Origin of the sequence: Simplicispira lacusdiani, assembly GCF_003604195.1 — a bacterium.
Classification (GTDB): domain Bacteria; phylum Pseudomonadota; class Gammaproteobacteria; order Burkholderiales; family Burkholderiaceae_C; genus Simplicispira; species Simplicispira lacusdiani.
This window is the reverse complement of the sequence record NZ_QXGR01000007.1, coordinates 93,789-107,765: the sequence shown is the minus strand read 5'-3', so window position 1 is coordinate 107,765 and position 13,977 is coordinate 93,789. Positions and strand designations below refer to the sequence as shown.

Sequence of the window (13,977 nt, the reverse complement as noted above, 5' to 3'; positions counted from 1 at the left end):
GCGGGCGACTCACTTTCTTTTGCTTCGCCAAAAGAAAGTAAGCAAAGAAAAGGCGACCCTGCTGTCCGTGACCCCCACGCTGCGCGTGGGGGCAACCTGCGATGCTCGCGCAGGGGGTGCGCCGTGGAACTCACTGCGCGCTGGCGCGCTCCGTTCGGACAACCACGGCAAGCCAGAGCACGAAGCATGCGTGTCCTTCGGCACGCATGCCACCCCCTGCGCTGCGCTTCTCGGCACGGACAGAAGGGAACCCATTGAACATCCACACGGGCCATCGCTGCGCTCGGCCTGGCGCTCGCGGCGCGAAGCGCCGGCGCCCTTGGGGGCCGAGCGCAGCGATGGCCCGTGGGGACTTCAAACCCCTTGTGGCTGCGCCTGCGGTGGGGAGGTTGCGGGGTGGCATGGGCGTCGGAGCGCGCATGCTTGCGTAGACTGACTCGCCGTGGTTGTTCGAACGTAGCTGCGCAGCAGTGCAGTGAGTTCCACGGCGCACCCCGCAAGCGCACCGGCGCAGGTTTGCCCCTTCGCAACGCGAAGGGGTCGCAGACTGAGGGTCGCCTTCTTTTGCCTTCTTTTCTTGGCGAGACAAGAAAAGAAGGTGCCCCGCCGGGGGCACATCCCGGCCTCCGTCCTCAGCAAAGCCTTCGCGCCATGAACAGCCACCCCTGTGGGATCATGTGCCCATGCCCCCCACCTGGATCGACACCCACTGCCACCTCGACGCCCCGGAGTTCGCCCCGGACGTGGATGCAGTGCGCGCCCAGGCCCGCGCCGCCGGCGTGCAGCACCTCGTCATCCCGGCCGTGCAGGTGGCCCATGCCGACGCCGTGCGCCAGCTTGCCCACCGCCATGGCGACAGCTACGCCCTGGGCATCCACCCGCTCTACACCCCGCAGGCGGCGGATGACGACGTGGAAAAACTGGCGCAATGGCTGGAGCAGCACCATGCCGACCCCCACCTCGTCGCCATCGGCGAGATCGGCCTGGACTTCTTCGTGCCGGGGCTCGACGGTGAGCGGCAGATGCGCTTCTACCGCCAGCAACTGCAGCTGGCACGGCGCTTCGATCTGCCCGTGATCCTGCATGTGCGTCGCTCGGCCGACGCGCTGCTCAAGGGCCTGCGCGAATTGCCGGTGCAAGGCGGCATCGCGCACGCCTTCAACGGCAGCCTGCAGCAGGCGCAGGCCTTCATCGCGCTGGGTTTCAAGCTGGGCTTTGGCGGCGCGCTGAGCTACGAGCGCGCGCTGCAGCTGCGCCGCCTGGCCACCGAACTGCCCATCGAGGCGCTGGTGCTGGAGACCGACGCGCCCGACATGCCGCCGCACTGGATCTACCGCACCGCCGCCGAGCGCTCCGCAGGCCAGCCGCAAGGGCGCAACGCCCCGGCCGAGCTGCCGCGCATCGCGCAGGTGCTGGCCGACCTGCGCGGCATGCCGCTGGAAGACCTGGCGCGACAGACCCATGCCAACGCCCTGCACGCGCTGCCGCGTTTGCGGGGGCGTGCTTGATAATGGATGAAAATGGCTTTGGCGCTTAAAAATCAAGCGCCAGCAGCTATTGATTTGATAGTGAATGTAACCACGGTGCCCGCCCATTGCCTGCCATGACCGCCCGCCCGAGTGCTCCACCCGCCACCGTGCCTGCCGCACGGCTCGTGGGCCTGCCGCCGGTGGCGGGCGAGGGCACGGTGGTGCTGGTGCTGGGCAGTTTTCCCGGCGTGGCCTCGCTGCGCGCCCGGCAGTATTACGCGCACCCGCAAAACCATTTCTGGCGCATCCTGCAGGCGCTGTGGCCGCAGCACCCCATGCCCGGGGATTACGCCGGGCGCTGCGCCTGGCTGCTCGCGCGCGGGCTGGGCCTTTGGGATGTGTATGGCGCTTGCGAGCGCGAAGGCAGCCTCGACAGCCGCATCCGCCACCCCGAAGTGAACGATTTCGCCGGCCTGCGCGCGTGCTGCCCGCGCCTGGCCGCCATCGCCCACAATGGTGGCGAGAGCTTTCGCCACGCGCGCGCCACGGCGCGGCTGGGCGTGCCGGTGCTCAAGCTGCCGTCCACCAGCCCGGCCAACGCCGCGTGGAGCTTCGAGCGCAAGCGCGAAGCCTGGGCGCAGGCCCTCGCCACGCATGGACTTCTTTGAACCTGAACCGAATGGCCCGCAAGAAAAACAACACCGCCGAACTGCCCGAAGTCAGCGTCTCCGACGACGGCGAGGTGCGCCACCTGCACCTGGGCACGCCCTGGATCCAGGGCTCCATGCGCATCGCCGCGCCGTTTGACCTGGAGCTGGAATACATCCAGCGCATGATGGCCTGGCTGCTGTTCATGGAGCCCGAGGCCGTGCGCAAGGGCCACGCCATGCAACTGGGCCTGGGCGCGGGCGCCATCACCAAGTTCTGCCACAAGAAGCTGCGCATGTGCGCCACCACCATCGAGCTGAACCCGCAGGTCCTGGCCGTGTGCCGCGCCTGGTTCAAGCTGCCGCCCGACGGCCCCAAGCTGCGCGTGGTGCTGGCCGACGCCGCGCAGGAGATCCGCAACCCGATGTGGCAGGGCACGGTGGACGCGCTGTGCGTGGACCTGTACGACCACCAGGCGGCCGCGCCCGTGCTCGACAGCGCCGATTTCTACACCGACTGCCGCGCTCTGCTGAGCGAGAACGGCTGCATGACGGTGAACCTGTTCGGCCGCGCGTCGAGCTTCGAGCACAGCGTGGAGCAGATCGCCGCCGCCTTCGGCGAGGATGCGCTCTGGGCCTTCAAGCCCACGCGCGAAGGCAACACCGTGGTGCTGGCCCAGCGCACGCCCAGCCGCTTCAAGCGCGGCGAGCTGGCCGCGCGCTGCGCGGACATCCAGGAGCGCTGGGGAATTCCCACCGCCAAATGGGTGCGCGGCTTCAAACCGCTCGTCCTCTGAGATCCACTTTCCTGACGGAAGCTTTCCCATGACCCACGCCGCGATCTCCCCGAAGCCGGAACTGGTGGCTGCCCCAGCGGGGCCGCTCGACTGGCGCCGTATCGTCGAATGGCTCAGCAGCGACGGCGTCATCGCCGCCGAGGAAGCGCAGCGCACCATCGCGCGCTGCTCGCAGGCCGAAAGCTCGCAGCATCCGCTGGTGCGGTTGGCCAATGTCGCCATGGCCCGCGCCAGCGACGGCAAGCCGCTCGATCTGGAAATGCTGACCGAGTACCTGGCGCAGCGCAGCGACCTGCCCTACCTGCGCATCGACCCGCTCAAGGTCGACGTGGGCAAGGTGGCCGACACCATGAGCGCGACCTACGCCGAGCGCCACAAGGTGCTGCCGGTGCAGGTGACGGCCAAGGAGGTGGTGGTGGCCACGGCCGAGCCCTTCATCACCGACTGGGTGGCCGAGGTCGAGCGCCAGTCCAAGCGGCCGGTGCGCCGCGTGATCGCCAACCCGCAGGACATCCACCGCTACACGGCCGAGTTCTTCGCGCTGGCCAAGTCGGTGCGCGCGGCGCAGAAGGCGGGCGGCAACAGCGGCGCCAGCAGCTTCGAGCAGCTCGTCGAGCTGGGCAAGAGCAACAAGCAGCTCGACGCCAACGACCAGGGCGTGATCCGTGTCGTGGACTGGCTCTGGCAATACGCCTTCGACCAGCGCGCCAGCGACATCCACCTCGAACCCCGGCGCGAGCAGGGCGTGATCCGCTTCCGCATCGACGGCGTGCTGCACCCGGTCTACCAGATGCCGCCCGGCGTGATGAACGCCATGGTGGCGCGCGTCAAGCTGCTCGGGCGCATGGATGTGGTCGAGAAGCGCCGCCCGCAGGACGGGCGCATCAAGACGCGCAACCAGCGCGGCGACGAGGTGGAAATGCGCCTGGCCACGCTGCCCACGGCTTTCGGCGAGAAGATGGTGATGCGGATCTTCGACCCCGACACGGCCATCAAGGACCTGGACGCGCTGGGCTTCTCGCAGCACGATGCCAAGCGCTGGGAAGAACTGATCAAGCACCCCTACGGCATCATCCTCGTGACCGGGCCCACGGGCTCGGGCAAGACCACCACGCTGTATTCCACGCTCAAGCGCGTGGCGACCGAGGAGGTCAACGTCAGCACCGTGGAGGACCCGATCGAAATGATCGAGACCAGTTTCAACCAGACGCAGGTCCAGCCGCAGCTCGACTTCAGCTTCGCCGAGGGCGTGCGCGCCCTCATGCGCCAGGACCCGGACATCATCATGGTGGGCGAAATCCGCGACCTGGAGACCGCCGAGATGGCGGTGCAGGCCGCGCTGACCGGCCACCTGGTGTTCAGCACCCTGCACACCAACGACGCGCCCTCGGCCGTCACGCGCCTGATGGAGCTGGGCGTGCCGTCCTACCTCATCAACGCCACGCTGCTCGGGGTGCTGGCGCAGCGCCTGGTGCGCACACTGTGCAAGCAGTGCAAGGTGCCCGACGAGGCATCGTCCCAGGAGGCGCTGGCCGAGGCGGTCAAGCCCTGGAAGCTCGGCGGCGGCTACCACCCCTACAAGCCCGTGGGCTGCGTGGATTGCCGCATGACGGGCTTTCGCGGCCGCATGGGGCTGTACGAGCTGCTCACCGTCACGGAAACGCTCAAGGAGGGCATCACCAAGGAGCCTTCCATCGACGCGCTGCGCCGCCAGGCGGTCAAGGACGGCATGCGCCCGCTGCGCATGGCGGGCGCGCTGCGCGTGGCGCAGGGCCTGACCACGCTCGAAGAGGTGGTGGCGGCCACGCCGCCGCCGCGCTAGCCGAACGCCATTTCCCCATAGCGCTGCGCGCCACCTGCGGCCCATGAAACCGGCGCGGCCCAGGCCAGCGGCCACCGCGCAAGGGCCGCCCCGCCGCGCTGGTGGCGTCCCCCTGCCCGCATCGCACGGCGATGCGAGAGCGGGGGGAAGGCGCGCAGCGACACAGGGCGGTGTTTCATCTTGCGCGGGATAACCCTCGGTCTTTGCGTAGGTGGAATCCACATCGAAAGACAGCCCCGGCGGCGACACAATCCCGGCAGTCGAGTCAACGTCGGGAGACATTCCGTGAAAATCAAGAGTCAGAAAGACTTTTTTTCCGGCCTCATGTTCATGGGGGTCGGAACCGCCTTTGCCTGGGGCGCCACCACGTACAACGTCGGCACCGGCGCGCGCATGGGCCCGGGCTACTTCCCCCTGATGCTGGGCATCCTGCTGGCTCTGATCGGCGCCGTCATCACCTTCAAGGCCACCGTGGTCGAGACGGTGGACGGCGACAAGATCGGCAAGTGGGCCTGGAAGCCGTTGTTCTTCATCCTGCTGGCCAACGTGGTCTTCGGCATCCTGCTCGCCGGCCTGCCCACGATGGGCGTGCCGGCCATGGGGCTGATCGTGGCCATCTATGCGCTCACCTTCATCGCCAGCCTCGCGGGCAGCGAGTTCCGCGCCAAGGCCGTGTTCGTGCTGGCCACCATCCTCGCGGTGGGCAGCTACGGCGCCTTCGTGCTGGCGCTCAAGCTCCAGTTCCCCGTGTGGCCCAGTTTCATTTCGGGTTGAACCAGGAGCGATAGACCATGGAACTCTTTGATAACCTCGCCCTGGGTTTTGGCGTTGCCTTCACCTTCCAGAACCTCGTCTACTGCTTTGCCGGCTGCCTGCTGGGCACGCTGATCGGCGTGCTGCCCGGCATCGGCCCGGTGGCCACCATCGCCATGCTGCTGCCGGCCACCTACGCGCTGCCGCCCGTGGCCGCGCTCATCATGCTCGCGGGCATCTACTATGGCGCGCAGTACGGCGGCTCCACCACCGCCATCCTGGTGAACCTGCCGGGCGAATCGTCCTCGGTGGTGACCGTGATCGACGGCTACCAGATGGCGCGCAACGGCCGCGCCGGCCCGGCGCTCGCCGCCGCGGGCCTGGGCTCGTTCTTCGCGGGCTGCGTGGGCACGCTGATCCTGGCGGCTTTCGCCGCGCCGCTGACCGAGGTGGCCTTCAAGTTCGGCCCGGCCGAATACTTCTCGCTGATGATCCTGGGCCTGATCGGCGCCGTGGTGCTGGCCTCGGGTTCGCTGCTCAAGGCCGTGGCCATGATCGTGCTGGGCCTGCTGCTGGGCCTGGTGGGCACCGACGTGAACTCCGGCGTGGCGCGCTTCTCCTTCGACGTGCCCGAATTGACCGATGGCATCGGCTTCGTGGCCATCGCCATGGGCGTGTTCGGCTACGGCGAGATCATCGCCAACCTGGCCCGCCCGGACGACCAGCGCGAGGTGTTCACCGCCAAGGTGCAGGGCCTGTTCCCCACCGCGCAGGACTTCAAGCGCATGCTGCCGGCCGTGCTGCGCGGCACCACGCTGGGCTCGGCCCTGGGCATCCTGCCCGGCGGCGGCGCGCTGCTGTCGGCCTTCGCGGCCTACACCATCGAGAAGAAGACCAAGCTGCAGCCCGGCGAAGTGCCGTTCGGCAAGGGCAACATCCGTGGCGTGGCCGCGCCCGAGTCGGCCAACAACGCCGGTTCGCAGACCTCCTTCATCCCGCTGCTGACGCTGGGCATTCCGCCCAACGCCGTGATGGCGCTGATGGTGGGCGCCATGACCATCCACAACATCCAGCCCGGTCCGCAGGTCATGACCAGCAACCCCGAGCTGTTCTGGGGCCTGATCGCCTCGATGTGGATCGGCAACGCCATGCTGGTGATCCTGAACCTGCCGCTGATCGGCCTGTGGATCAAGCTGCTGACCGTGCCCTACCGCTGGCTGTTCCCCTCCATCGTGCTGTTCTGCGCCGTGGGCGTGTACTCCACCAACAACAACACCTGGGACATCTGGATGGTGGGCGCCTTCGGCCTGGTGGGCTACATCTTCCACAAACTGGGCACCGAACCGGCGCCGCTGCTGCTGGGCTTCATCCTCGGCCCCATGATGGAAGAGAACCTGCGCCGCGCGCTGCTGCTCTCGCGCGGCGACTGGAGCGTGTTCGTCACGCGCCCGATCTCGGCGAGCCTGCTGGCAGTGGCGGCCCTGCTGCTCATCATCGTGCTGCTGCCCGCCGTGAAGAACAAGCGCGAGGAAGCCTTCGTCGACGACTGACGCCGAGCGTTCTTGCTCCGGCGCACGCGACGGCACCTTCGGGTGCCGTTGTTTTTTGGAGAGCCGTCCCGGCACACGGTCGCGCGCCAGCCTTCACAATAGCGCGCTCAACTGGTTCCTCCGCCCATGCCCATCGCGCTCCAACCCGCGCAGCACCCGCAACGCGCGCTGCTGCACAACGAAGTCCACGCCCGCCCGCCCGAGGCCATCGAAGGCCCCGTGGCCAGCACCCACATCGTCATGTGGGCCGACGCCGCCGGGCGCGAGGCCAGCCGGGCGCACATCGCCGCGCTGCTGCGCGACCACCATCTGGCGCCGCCCGACGAGCACACCACGCACCTGCGCGTGGACCTGGGCGCCTGGCGTATCCGCTGGGAGCTGCACACCGAATTCGTGGCCTGGACCTTCACCGTGCCGATCGCGACCGAGGGCTTTGGCGAGCGCGAGCCGGTGGCCGCCACCAGCGCCGTGCCACGCGAGTGGCTGGCGCGCCTGCCGGGCCAGTGCCTGTGCAGCCTGCACCTGTGGGCGCTGCCGACCCGGGAGTTCGGTTCGGGCTCGCTGGTGCGCCATGTGCTGAGCGAGGACACGCTGGTCGCCGCCACCGTGGCCGACGGCCATGGCGAGGTCTACACCGACTTCGCCATCCACCCCGACGGCTCATCGCGCATGGTGCTGCTCACGGGCGGCATGACGCCGCGCCGCCTGGGCCGCCTGGTGCAGCGCCTGCAGGAGATCGAAACCTACCGCATGGCCGCGCTGCTGGGGCTGCCGGTGGCGCGCGAGGCCGCCGCCGTGCTGGCCAGCGCCGAGCGCGAGCTGGCGGAGCTGTCGGATGCGATCCGCTCGGCCAACCGCGACGACGAGCCCGTGCTGCTGGACCGCCTCACGCGGCTGGCGGGGCAGGTGGAGAGCCAGTACGCGGCCACGCACTCGCGCTTTTCGGCGAGCACGGCCTACTTTGAATTGGTGGACCGGCGCATCGCCGAGATCGCCGAGTCGCGCCTGGCCGGGTTGCAGACCATCCGCGAGTTCATGGACCGGCGCCTCTCGCCCGCGCGCAGCACCTGCGAATGGGCCGCGCGCCGCCAGGAGGCGCTGTCGCGCCGCGTCTCGCGCATCAGCCACCTGCTGCGCACGCGCGTGGAGATCGAGCAGCAGCAGAGCAGCCAGGCGCTGCTGGCCAGCATGAACCAGCGCCAGGATCTGCAGCTCAAGCTCCAGTCCACGGTGGAGGGGCTGTCGGTGGCCGCCATCACGTACTACATCGTCGGCCTGGCGAGTTACCTCGCCAAGGGCGCGCAAACGCTCGGCTGGCCGCTTTCGCCCGAAACCTCGGCCGCCATCGCCATTCCGGTGGTGGGGGTCACGGTGTGGTGGTCGCTGCGGCGGCTGCACCACAAGATGTTCAAACACTGAAGGCTTCCCATGCCCAGAATCCAGTTCGAGCTGCCCGAGCGGTTCACGTTCTCGACCGAAATCCAGATCTACATCAGCCATGTCAACCAGGGCGGGCACCTCGACAACGCCCAACTCCTCACGCTGGTGTCCGAGGCGCGCGTGCGCTTCTTCCAGGCCCTGGGCTACCGCGAGGCCGGCGTGGAAGGGCTGTCCATCGTGGTGGGCGACATCGTGGCGCAGTACAAGTCCGAGGGCTTCCATGGCGAGACCATGCGCGTCGAGATGCTGCCGGCGGACTTCAACAAATACGGCTTCGACATCGTCTACCGCATGACCGAGAAGGAGTCGGGCCGCGAGGTGGCGCGCGGCAAGCTTGGCGTGGTGTTCGTGCACCCCGGCGACAAGAAGGTGGCCACGGTGCCGCCGCGCTTCATGGAGCGCATCGCGGCCTTGTAGCCGGGGCCTGCGCGCCGGGGCGTTGGCTTCCATAATGGCCCCATGCCCTTCCAGTACCAGCAGCCCTATGCCAGCGCCCGCTTGCCGCTGTTCGCGCGCAACGTGGTCGCCACCTCCCATCCCCTGGCCGTGCAGGCCGGCCTGCGCATGCTGTGGCAGGGCGGCAATGCGGTCGATGCCGCCGTGGCGGCGGCGGCGGCCATGGCCGTCTGCGAGCCCACGGGCAACGGCCTGGGCAGCGACGCCTTCTGCATCCTCTGGGACGGTGGCACCCTGCACGGCCTCAACGCCTCGGGCCGCGCGCCGCAGGCCTGGACGCCGGGGTACTTCCACCGCAAATACGGCGAGGGCGCGCGCACGCCGCCGCAGCATGGCATCGACGCCGTCACCGTGCCCGGCGCGGTGAGCGCCTGGGTGGCGCTGAGCGAGCGCTTCGGCAGGCTGCCCTTCGCCGACCTGATGGCCCCCGCCGCCGAGATCGCCGAGCGCGGCTACGCCGTGCCCGTGGTGGTGCAGCGCAAATGGGCCGCCGCCGTGCCCGGGCTGCAGGCGCAGCCCGGCTTCGCCCAGAGTTTCATGCCCTGGGGGCGGGCGCCGCAGGTGGGCGAGCTGTTCCGCTTCCCGGCGGCGGCGCGCGCGCTGCGCGCCATCGGCGCCACGCGCGGCGAGGCGTTCTACAGCGGCGAGATCGCCGAGGCGCTGGCGCGGTTCGCGGCCCAGCAGGGCGGTGCCCTCACGCTCGCCGATCTGGCGGCGCACCGTGCCGAATGGGTCGCGCCCATTGCGCGCGATTACCGGGGCTTCACGGTGCACGAGATCCCGCCCAGCGGCCAGGGCATCGCCGCGCTGATGGCACTGGGCATCCTGGAGCAGTTCGACCTCGCCAGCCTGCCCGTGGATGGCACGCAGGCCCAGCACCTGCAGATCGAGGCCATGAAACTGGCCTTCGCCGATACCTACCGCTACGTGGCCGAGCCCTCGTCGATGGAGGTGACCCCCGCGCAAATGCTCGATGGCGCCTACCTCGCGGCGCGTGCGAAACTCATCGACATGCACAGGGCGCAGGACTTCGGCGCGGGCCGACCGACCAGCGGCGGCACCATCTACCTCACCGCCGCCGACGAGGACGGCATGATGGTCAGCTTCATCCAGAGCAACTACCAGGGCTTTGGCTCGGGCTGCGTCGAGCCCGGCTTCGGCATCAGTCTGCAGAACCGGGGCTTTGGCTTCAGCACCGATCCGCGTGGCGCCAACCCGGCCAACCTGGTGGCGCCGGGCAAGCGGCCGTTCCACACCATCATCCCGGCCTTCGTCACGCAGCACGGCCAGCCCGTCATGAGCTTCGGCGTCATGGGCGCCAACCTGCAGCCCCAGGGCCATGTGCAGACGCTGGTGCGCATGCTCGACCACGGCCAGAACCCGCAGGCCGCGTGCGACGCGCCGCGCTGGCGCTTCAACCAGGGCCTGGCGGTGAACGCCGAGGCCAGCATGCCGCTGGCCACCCAGCAGGGCCTGGCGGCGCTGGGCCACGAGTTGACCGTGGTCGACGACCCCTATGGCGAGTTCGGCGCGGGCCAGTTCATCTGGCGCCTGGGCGACGCCAAGACCCAGGGTTACGTGGCCGCCAGCGACCCCCGGCGCGACGGCCAGGCCGCCGGGTTCTAGAAAATTTAGACAAAAAGTGAGTCAAAGCCAATCACAGCAAGCGCTGATAGCTCCTAAAAAAAGAGCGTCCGGCATCGTGCTGGCACTGCTGGGCGCCATCGCCTTCAGCGCCAAGGCCATCATCGTCAAGCTCGCCTACCGCCATGGCGTGGACGCGGTCACGCTCATCATGTACCGCATGCTGTTCGCGCTGCCCATCTTCGCGGCCATGGCCTGGTGGGCCAGCCGGGGGCAGCCGCCACTGACGCGCAAGGATTGGCTTGGCGTGCTGGGCCTGGGTTTTTCGGGCTACTACCTCGCCAGCTACCTCGATTTCGCCGGCCTGGCCTACATCAGCGCCAGCCTGGAGCGGCTCATCCTCTACCTCAACCCGACCATCGTCCTGCTGCTGGGCTGGGCCGTGTACGGGCGCGGCATCCGCTGGGGCCAGGCGCTGGGCATGGCCGTGAGCTACTGCGGCGTGGTGCTGGTGTTCGGCCGCGAGGTGCACCTGCAGGGCGCGGACGTGGCCTGGGGCACGGCGCTGGTGTTCGGCAGCGCCGTGAGCTATGCCGTCTACCTGGTCTACAGCGGCGAACTGGTGCAGCGCCTGGGCTCGCTGCGCCTCGTCGGCCTGGCCACCAGCGTGGCCTGCGTGCTGTGCCTGCTGCAGTTCGCGCTGCTGCGCCCGCTGGCGGCTGCTTGGGTGGCGCCCGAGGTGGTGGGGCTGTCGGTGGTCAACGCCCTGCTGTGCACCGCCGCGCCCGTGCTGATGGTGATGATGGCCATCGAGCGCATCGGCGCCGGACCGGCCGCTCAGGTGGGCATGGTGGGGCCGATGTCCACCATCCTCCTGGGGGCGGTGGTGTTGGGCGAGCCGTTCACGCCCTGGGTGGCGGCGGGCACGGTGCTGGTGCTGGCCGGGATCTTCGTCTTCACCCGGCCGGCGCGCGGCGCGCCCTAGCGGCTGCTCACTTCTTGCGCGAGCCCAGGCGCTGCGCCACGGTCACGGGCGGCGTGCCTGTGTACTTGTCGAGCCGCTTGCCCATGGCCTGTTCCAGTTGGTCGAGCCGGGCCTGGGCTGGTGGGTGGGTGGCCAGGGCCAGCGTGAACATGGGGTTGTCCGGCGTGGCCGTGCGCAGCTGCTGCAGCACGGCCACCAGGCCGTAGGGGTCGAAGCCGGCGCGCGCCGCCAGGGCCACGCCGGTACGGTCGGCGTGGTATTCGTCGGTCTGGTCCAGGCCGCGTGCATAAAGGTTGCGGCCCAGCGCGAACAGCTGCGAGGCCACGAGGTTGCCCACGGCGTTGGTCTTGATCTGCGAGGCCACGAGCTGCGTCAGCACGCCCGACTGCGCCGTCTTGCGCATGGCGTGCAGGTGGTGCTTGGCGGTCACATGGGTAATCTCGTGCGCCAGGATGCCGGCCAGCTCGGCCTCGTCGGCGCAGCTGTCGATCAGCCCCTTGGTGACGAAGATGTAGCCGCCGGGCGCCGCGAAGGCGTTGTAGCCCTTGTCGTCGAGCACGATGAAGGTCCAGGGCAGGCCGGGGCGCTCGGATTGCAGGCTGATCCAGCGGCCGAGCTGGTTCACGTAGCGCTGCAACTGCATGTCGGGGTGCAGGGGCTTGCTGCCCAGCAGCACGGCGGCGAGCTGGCGGCCGATCTCGATCTCACGCGGCTCGTCGATGCTCTCGACCGAGCGCGAGAGCAGGCTGACGAGGTCCTCGCCCTGGCCGGTGTTGCCGCCGACCACGGCGCCCAGCAGGCCGCCGCCCGAGCTCTTGGAGCCTCCGCCGAGGTTGTTCAGCAGGTTCAGCATGTTCTGGGCATGGCTGGCGGCCGGCGCGAGGGCCAGCGCCGCCGCGCAGGCGGTGGCGGCCAGCGTGGCGCGGGAAAGCAGGGGGGGAAGTCGCATGGCGGCGCTCCTCAGTTGGGACTTTGGGTGTCGGGGTTGAACTGCCCGCCGCCGCCCGTGGGCGCGGGGCGGGGCGGTTCGGGCAGGGGCTCGACGCGCTGGGCGTGCAGCGCGGCCGTGCCGGCGAACTGGCGTGCCTGGTCGGCGTTCATGCGCAGCTTCTCGGCCTGCTGCACGGCGGCCGGGTTGGGCTGGGCGTTGGCGATGTCCTCGGCGCTCAGGCCGCGGATGCCGACGGTGGCCGTGGCCGTGGTGGTGCTGCCGCTGTTGCCGCCAAACAGGCCGCCCAGGCTGCGCAGGCCACCGGTGGTGGCGCTGCCGCCGCTGGCAGGCGCCGCGCCGGCCTGGGCGCCGACGTCGAACATGTGCACCCAGCCGGCCGCGCCCTGGGGCGTGCGAACCTTCACCCAGGAGCCCTTGCGCTCGCCGGTGCGCGCCACGGCGCTGTCGGCGGCGAGTGCGCCCAGGCTGGTAGCGGAGTCAGCGGGGGATTCGCGCAGCTCGGTGGCGCGCTTGATGACCGCATCCTGCGCCAGCGCGGGCGCGGCCAGCCATCCCAGTACCAGGGCGGCGGTGAGGGCGCTTCGGTTGAACCATGAAGCCATGGGGGTTCTCCACTTATGATCGTGCTGACTGTAGCAGCGTGTTACTCCAGGGGATTGTTATGGATTTGGGTATTGCCGGCAAATGGGCGTTGGTGTGCGGCGCCAGCAAGGGGCTGGGGCTCGGGTGCGCGCAGGCGCTGGTGCGCGAGGGCGTGAACCTCGTCATCAATGCCCGTCAGGCGCCGGCCCTGCAGGCGGCTGCTTCTGATTTGATAGCTATTGGCGCACAGTCCATGGGCTCTGGAGGCCAAAATGGCTCAAATCCCGTGGTGCTGGCCGTGGCGGCCGACATCACCACGCCCGAGGGGCGCGCGGCCGTGCTGGGCGTGGCCGGCGGCCCGGGGCGCGACTTCGACATCGTGGTCAACAACGCCGGCGGCCCGCCGCCGGGCGACTTCCGCGACTGGGAGCGCGAGGACTGGATCAAGGCCGTGGACGCCAACATGCTCACGCCGATCGAGCTGATCCGCGCCACCGTGGATGGCATGGCCGCGCGGGGCTTCGGGCGCATCGTCAACATCACGTCGAGCGCGGTGAAGGCGCCGATCGACATCCTGGGCCTGTCCAACGGCGCGCGCAGCGGCCTGACCGGCTTCGTCGCCGGCGCGGCGCGCGGCGGCATCGCGGCCAAGGGGGTGACCATCAACAACCTGCTGCCCGGCAAGTTCGACACCGACCGCCTGGCCGCCACCATGGGCACCGCCGCCGCGCGCAGCGGGCGCACGGTGCAGGAGGTGCGCGCGGCGCAGCAGGCCAGCATCCCGGCGGGGCGCTTCGGCACCCCACAGGAATTCGGCGCCATCTGCGCCTTCCTGTGCAGCGTGCATGCCGGCTACATCACGGGGCAGAACGTGCTGGCCGACGGCGGCGCGTACCCCGGGGCGTTGTGACCCGCGGGCCTGGCCCCTGCTGGCGCCCGC

Annotated in this window: 13 protein-coding genes; 11 read left to right on the top strand and 2 right to left on the bottom strand. The window is 69.6% G+C overall.

The annotated features are described in order from the left end of the window. Positions 1-683: 683 nt before the first annotated feature. The 10 genes from D8S75_RS11625 (at position 684) to D8S75_RS11575 (ending at position 11,503) form a co-directional block, all read left to right on the top strand. The gene (locus D8S75_RS11625) at positions 684-1,508 is read left to right on the top strand and encodes a TatD family hydrolase (protein WP_119966506.1); all 825 of its coding nucleotides are present in this window, start codon (positions 684-686) and stop codon (positions 1,506-1,508) included. Positions 1,509-1,603: 95 nt separating this feature from the next. After that, entirely contained in the window at positions 1,604-2,137 is a 534-nt protein-coding gene (locus tag D8S75_RS11620) for a DNA-deoxyinosine glycosylase (protein ID WP_119966505.1), read from the top strand. Positions 2,138-2,148: 11 nt separating this feature from the next. Beyond that, positions 2,149-2,913 carry a class I SAM-dependent methyltransferase gene (locus D8S75_RS11615; RefSeq protein WP_119966504.1) on the top strand — a complete coding sequence of 255 codons (765 nt, stop codon included), beginning with the start codon at positions 2,149-2,151 and terminating at the stop codon, positions 2,911-2,913. 28 nt (positions 2,914-2,941) lie between these two features. Continuing rightward, the gene (gene tfpB / locus D8S75_RS11610; protein WP_119966503.1) at positions 2,942-4,735 is read left to right on the top strand and encodes a type IV pilus assembly ATPase TfpB; all 1,794 of its coding nucleotides are present in this window, start codon (positions 2,942-2,944) and stop codon (positions 4,733-4,735) included. A 285-nt stretch (positions 4,736-5,020) separates the two neighbouring features. Beyond that, on the top strand, positions 5,021-5,509 hold the full coding sequence (locus D8S75_RS11600; protein ID WP_119966501.1) for a tripartite tricarboxylate transporter TctB family protein: 489 nt from the start codon (positions 5,021-5,023) through the stop codon (positions 5,507-5,509). A gap of 17 nt (positions 5,510-5,526) precedes the next feature. After that, the gene (locus D8S75_RS11595) at positions 5,527-7,038 is read left to right on the top strand and encodes a tripartite tricarboxylate transporter permease (RefSeq protein WP_119966500.1); all 1,512 of its coding nucleotides are present in this window, start codon (positions 5,527-5,529) and stop codon (positions 7,036-7,038) included. A gap of 126 nt (positions 7,039-7,164) precedes the next feature. Next, positions 7,165-8,457 (top strand): DUF3422 family protein, encoded by a 1,293-nt coding sequence (locus D8S75_RS11590; protein ID WP_119966499.1) that lies wholly within the window; start codon positions 7,165-7,167, stop codon positions 8,455-8,457. A gap of 9 nt (positions 8,458-8,466) precedes the next feature. After that, complete coding sequence (locus D8S75_RS11585; RefSeq protein WP_119966498.1) at positions 8,467-8,895, top strand: acyl-CoA thioesterase; 429 nt, start codon at positions 8,467-8,469, stop codon at positions 8,893-8,895. Positions 8,896-8,937: 42 nt separating this feature from the next. Next, positions 8,938-10,560 carry a gamma-glutamyltransferase family protein gene (locus tag D8S75_RS11580; protein WP_119966497.1) on the top strand — a complete coding sequence of 541 codons (1,623 nt, stop codon included), beginning with the start codon at positions 8,938-8,940 and terminating at the stop codon, positions 10,558-10,560. Next, positions 10,451-11,503, top strand: coding sequence for a DMT family transporter (locus D8S75_RS11575; RefSeq protein ID WP_119966496.1), 1,053 nt, complete (start codon positions 10,451-10,453; stop codon positions 11,501-11,503). The genes D8S75_RS11580 and D8S75_RS11575 overlap by 110 nt, the downstream gene beginning before the upstream one ends. A gap of 7 nt (positions 11,504-11,510) precedes the next feature. Here D8S75_RS11575 and D8S75_RS11570 read toward each other — a convergent pair whose 3' ends face one another. After that, positions 11,511-12,452, bottom strand: coding sequence for a M48 family metalloprotease (locus D8S75_RS11570; protein ID WP_119966495.1), 942 nt, complete (start codon positions 12,450-12,452; stop codon positions 11,511-11,513). 11 nt (positions 12,453-12,463) lie between these two features. Next, positions 12,464-13,057, bottom strand: a complete 594-nt coding sequence (locus tag D8S75_RS11565; protein ID WP_119966494.1) for an SH3 domain-containing protein — start codon at positions 13,055-13,057, stop codon at positions 12,464-12,466. A gap of 59 nt (positions 13,058-13,116) precedes the next feature. Between D8S75_RS11565 and D8S75_RS11560 the strand changes: the two genes are divergently transcribed. Continuing rightward, positions 13,117-13,947 carry an SDR family oxidoreductase gene (locus D8S75_RS11560; protein WP_119966493.1) on the top strand — a complete coding sequence of 277 codons (831 nt, stop codon included), beginning with the start codon at positions 13,117-13,119 and terminating at the stop codon, positions 13,945-13,947. Positions 13,948-13,977: the final 30 nt, after the last annotated feature.